Here is a 4,938-nt window from a genome sequence, read left to right as displayed (position 1 = left end):
CAATACGTATAAGTCTGACAAAAATCAAGAATTAAATTTCTCAAAAATATATAAAATAAACTACAAAACACCAATCGGTCTTTTAATTCAATGTAATTTTTCTTTAGTCCAAAAATAGTTTTATGCAAAAAAAAATCCACAACAAAATCAAAATTTTGTTGTGGATCTAATCCTAAATAATAATAATGTTCCAAGCTGCAAACTGCAACTGAGTCCTAATTTTAACCTTCCATTTTGGCGCTTAATTCAAACCAACGTTCTTCTTTAAGTTCCATCTTTTGGATGAGGTTTTGCAATTCATTTCCTTTTTTCTCAATATCAGCATCCGTAATTTTCCCGTCCGAAAAAAGTTGCTCAATGGCTACTTTTTGAATCTCTAAATCTTTGATTTCGCGTTCTATTTTCTGGAATTCTTTTTGCTCATTGAACGTTAAATTTCCAGTTGGATTGTTTTGTTTCCAGTCTTTCTTTTCGGCTTTGTTTTCTTCTTTTTGCGCTACATCAGCACTGTCTTCATAGGCTCTAAAATCAGAGTAGTTTCCTGGAAAATCTTCCACAACACCGTTCCCTCTAAAAATGAATAAGTGATCCACAATTTTGTCCATAAAGTATCTATCGTGAGAAACCACTAAAAGACAGCCTGGATAATCTAGTAAAAAACTCTCTAGTACATTAAGTGTTACAATGTCCAAATCATTCGTTGGTTCATCCAGAATCAAAAAGTTCGGATTCTGAATCAAAACCGTACACAGGTACAAACGTTTTAACTCACCACCGCTCAATCGGTCTACAAAGTCATATTGTTTTTTGGCATCAAATAAAAATCGTTCTAACAACTGTGATGCCGAAATCAATTTTCCTTTCATCAAAGGGATAAATTCCCCGTATTCTTTAATGACATCTATAACGCGCTGTCCCGGTTTTGGGTTGATTCCGCTTTGCGTATAGTAGCCTACTTTTATGGTTTCACCCACCACTACTTTTCCGCCATCAAGTGGTAAAGTACCAGTCAATAAATTCAAGAAAGTCGATTTCCCTGTTCCGTTTTTACCAATGATTCCAATGCGTTCGCCACGTTGAAAATCAAAACTAAAGTTGTCCATGATAACATGGTCTTTGAATTTTTTAGAAATTTTGTGAAGCTCAATAATCTTGCTTCCCATGCGTTCCATGTTGATTTCAAGCTCTACTTTGTTTTCACGGCGTCTGCTTTGTGCTTTTTCCTTGATTTCATAAAAATCATCCTGACGCGATTTTGATTTTGTAGTTCTCGCTTTTGGTTGACGGCGCATCCATTCTAATTCTTTCACAAAAAGATTCTGCGCTTTATCAACACTTGAATTTTCTGAGGCAATTCGTTCCTCTTTTTTCTCTAAATAATACGAGTAATTTCCTTTGTATTGGTATAATTTTCCGTTGTCTAGTTCTATGATTTCATTACACACACGCTCTAAGAAAAAACGGTCGTGCGTCACCATAAACAGCGTAATATTTTCTTTGGCAAAGTAACTTTCGAGCCATTCAATCATTTCTAAATCCAAGTGATTCGTAGGTTCATCAAGAATTAACAAATCAGGACGATTGATCAAAATGATGGCTAGTGATAGACGCTTTTTTTGTCCACCAGAAAGGTTTTTTACTTTAAGCTTGAAATTTTCTAATTTCAATTTGAACAAAATTTGCTTGTATTGTGTTTCAAAATCCCACGCATTATGTTGATCCATACCATCAAAAGCTTTTTGGTACGCCTCTTCGTCTTCGGGGTTTTCCAATGCTTTTTCGTAGGCTTCAATGACTTTTAGCGTTTCATTATCAGAGGCAAAAATGCTTTCTTCAATAGTCAATTCGTCTTGCAAATTATTGTTTTGGGACAAAAACGCCATTTTAATCCCTTTTCTAAGCACAACTTGGCCAGAATCTGCTTCTTCAAGACCATTGATAATGCTCATGATCGTGGTTTTTCCAGAACCGTTTTTGGCAATGAAAGCTATTTTTTGGTCTTTATTTATCCCGAAAGAAATGTCTTTAAACAAGGTTCTTTCTCCAAATGATTTCGATATGTTTTCTACTGAAAGGTAATTCACAAGTGTATTTTTTTTTGCAAAAGTACATTTTTAAATGCCCATTTACCAATTGTTTAATGCAATCCTATGGCTTAATGAAGTAATATTCTTTAATTAGATTAGTATTGTTGTCTCCTAAGTTTAGGAAGTGGCTTTTTCAATAGGAATTGTTTTAAGAGAATGCTAATTGATTTAAACACAATTATTGCCTCGACATACAGTTATATTTTAAAATTAAAATAGTTTTTGGATATCAAAAGCCTTGGTAAAGAAACTCTTTTTGTTGAAAGAAATTTTTGCGAACAATTGTACTTGACAATTTACCAGAGGTTGAGGTACTCTAAAATATCTTTGTATATTTGGAATCAAACAGTCAATACATTACAATGAACATACCTCATTCATCCTTACCCAGAGTGGTCATCATAGGTGGCGGATTTGCGGGAATAGCCTTGGCAAAAAAATTAAAGAATAAAAAAGTGCAAGTTGTACTATTAGACAAGCACAACTACCATACGTTTCAGCCCTTATTGTATCAAGTAGCAACAGGGGGATTAGAGGCAGGATCTATTGCATATCCTATTCGAAAAGTGATTCAGGAATATGATGATTTTTATTTTAGATTGACCAATGTTCAGGAAATTGACACCAAAAATCAAAAAGTAATTGCCGAAATTGGAGAATTAAACTATGATTATCTCGTTATTGCTACGGGTTCCAAAACGAATTATTTTGGAAATAAAGAAATAGAACGCAACAGTATGGCTATGAAAACCATACCGCAGTCACTCAATATAAGAAGTCTCATTTTAGAGAATTTTGAACAAGCAGTGCTTACCAAAGATGTTTCAGAACAAAATAGTTTGATCAATTTTGTTTTGGTAGGAGGCGGACCAACAGGAGTAGAGCTTGCTGGTGCTCTTGCTGAAATGAAAAAAGCCATTCTCCAAAAAGATTATCCAGATATGGATATTGCTAAAATGGAAATCAACTTAATTCAAAGCGGTGATCGAATTCTAAACACCATGAGCGAAGCATCATCTCAAGCTGCCGAGAAATTCTTAACAAGTTTAGGAGTTAAGATTTGGAAAAACGTTCGTGTGACCAATTATGATGGACGTACCATTACAACCAATTCTGATTTGACTTTTGATACCGCTACCGTAATCTGGACCGCAGGTGTTCAAGGTGCATTAGTTGCCGGTTTAGATGGAAAATCATTGGTTGAAAAAGTAGCGCGAATCAAAGTCAATGAATACAGTCAGGTTCATGGCTATCAAAATATATTTGCTATTGGCGATATTGCTTCTATGGTATCAGCTGCTTATCCAGAAGGGCATCCAATGATGGCTCAACCTGCTTTGCAACAAGGTGAAGTATTAGGTGCGAATATAATAAAACTACTCAAAAAGGAACCCTTGGAAGCATTTGAATACAATGACAAAGGTTCTATGGCTACCATTGGCAGGAACAAAGCTGTGGTCGATTTGCCTAAATATCATTTTAATGGTGTCTTTGCTTGGTTCGTTTGGATGTTTGTCCATTTGTTTTCACTCATTGGTTTCAAGAACAAAGCCGTTGTCTTCTTAAATTGGGTCTACAATTACATTCGTTTTGATCGTGAGGGAAGGCTTATCATTAGACCGTATAAAAAGAAAAGCTTTACTACGTTTACTAGTGACGAGGTTTAAGCTTATTTTTAAATTCACATTACATGTAATATATTCTAAACGGGTTTTATAACTTTAAAACGTTTCGCTACAGTAGTAAACAAGTCTCTAACTTGCTTTGCGAAATTTTGCACCCAAAGAACCGTTTGAGTTCGAATATAAAAGCTATTCATAACATTCAAATTATGTGGCCTCTATTGATTAAAATTTAGCTTAAAAATATATAAAAGATTACGTTTAGGCTTAAAATGACAAGAATTCGGGATTGGATTTTTAATTGAAAGAGCCGTTATGACGAGGTTCAAAAAATAGTATTTCGAGGAGTTCCTTTTTTTTTTTTGATACAAAATAGGCTATTTCTAGAGCACAGCATGAGGAGATCTTTTTTAAAAAAACTTCAAAAAGTTTGGGATGAAGGTGCGTTTGATGCTAAAGTTACTGTTCTAAATACGAATGAAGGCAACAGTTGTGGGGTTGAAGGTTGTAATGAATACTTTTTGTAATACAATCTTAAAAAGTATTTAATTTTTATAATACAAGGGGTTTGACTTTTAATTTAAAGTTGAACCCTTTTTTTATACTCAGTTAAGAATTAGTTGAGGATTTACCAGCAGTTTGTTGTATTTCATTGGCTTTTTTTTGATTGCTTTTTTCAGGGTCAAATCTACGCTCTTGATAAAGATCACCTTATTTTAAGATTTTACTATAAGTTGTTTTTAAAAGTAACTTTATTCAAGTCTTAATTCAAGGTTTATTTATATTAATCTATTAGATTTTTATACTAAATTCTTATGCTTATTTATGGTAGTAACCATTTTTAGTCATTCTCTTTTGTTGAAGTATATTTTTATGGTCATGAGCTACTTACAGTTTTACTTGTCGACACTTTAACGTCATTCGCCGATTTTATTCCTGCAAATCCGTAATCAATATTTAATTTTAAGTAGATCAAAGTGTGCTATTTACGGGATTTTTAAATTGTATGTCATTTTTTTTTTATGCTTTTACAGTTTTTATAAAGGAATATAATTCTATTATAGACAAAGAATTTAAGTTGTTTTTTGTTAAAATAAATGTGATTAACTATTTTATAAGTGGTATTTGTAAAGAAAATGCCAAAAACTTTACTTTTTAAATTTATTTCTAAAACCGTTAACAAGATTTTAACGTACATCTATTATAAGGTTAATGAGATTTTCTGAAAA

The 4,938-nt window shown here is 33.0% G+C and carries 3 protein-coding genes; 2 read left to right on the top strand and 1 reads right to left on the bottom strand.

Annotated features, from left to right (window positions below):
* Positions 1-221: 221 nt before the first annotated feature.
* Positions 222-2,084, bottom strand: coding sequence for an ABC-F family ATP-binding cassette domain-containing protein (locus FPG59_RS13845; protein ID WP_086455173.1), 1,863 nt, complete (start codon positions 2,082-2,084; stop codon positions 222-224).
* Between the two features lie 365 nt (positions 2,085-2,449).
* On the opposite strand from FPG59_RS13845, the gene FPG59_RS13840 reads away from it, so the two are divergent.
* Positions 2,450-3,754, top strand: a complete 1,305-nt coding sequence (locus tag FPG59_RS13840; protein WP_086455172.1) for an NAD(P)/FAD-dependent oxidoreductase — start codon at positions 2,450-2,452, stop codon at positions 3,752-3,754.
* 350 nt (positions 3,755-4,104) lie between these two features.
* Positions 4,105-4,236 (top strand): hypothetical protein, encoded by a 132-nt coding sequence (locus FPG59_RS16990; protein WP_254906711.1) that lies wholly within the window; start codon positions 4,105-4,107, stop codon positions 4,234-4,236.
* Positions 4,237-4,938 lie beyond the last annotated feature (702 nt).

It is taken from the genome of Flavobacterium sp. FPG59, assembly GCF_002150205.1.
In the GTDB taxonomy this organism is placed as follows: domain Bacteria; phylum Bacteroidota; class Bacteroidia; order Flavobacteriales; family Flavobacteriaceae; genus Flavobacterium.
The sequence above is the reverse complement of the archived record's forward strand: the minus strand, read 5'-3'. Positions and strand labels throughout refer to the sequence as shown.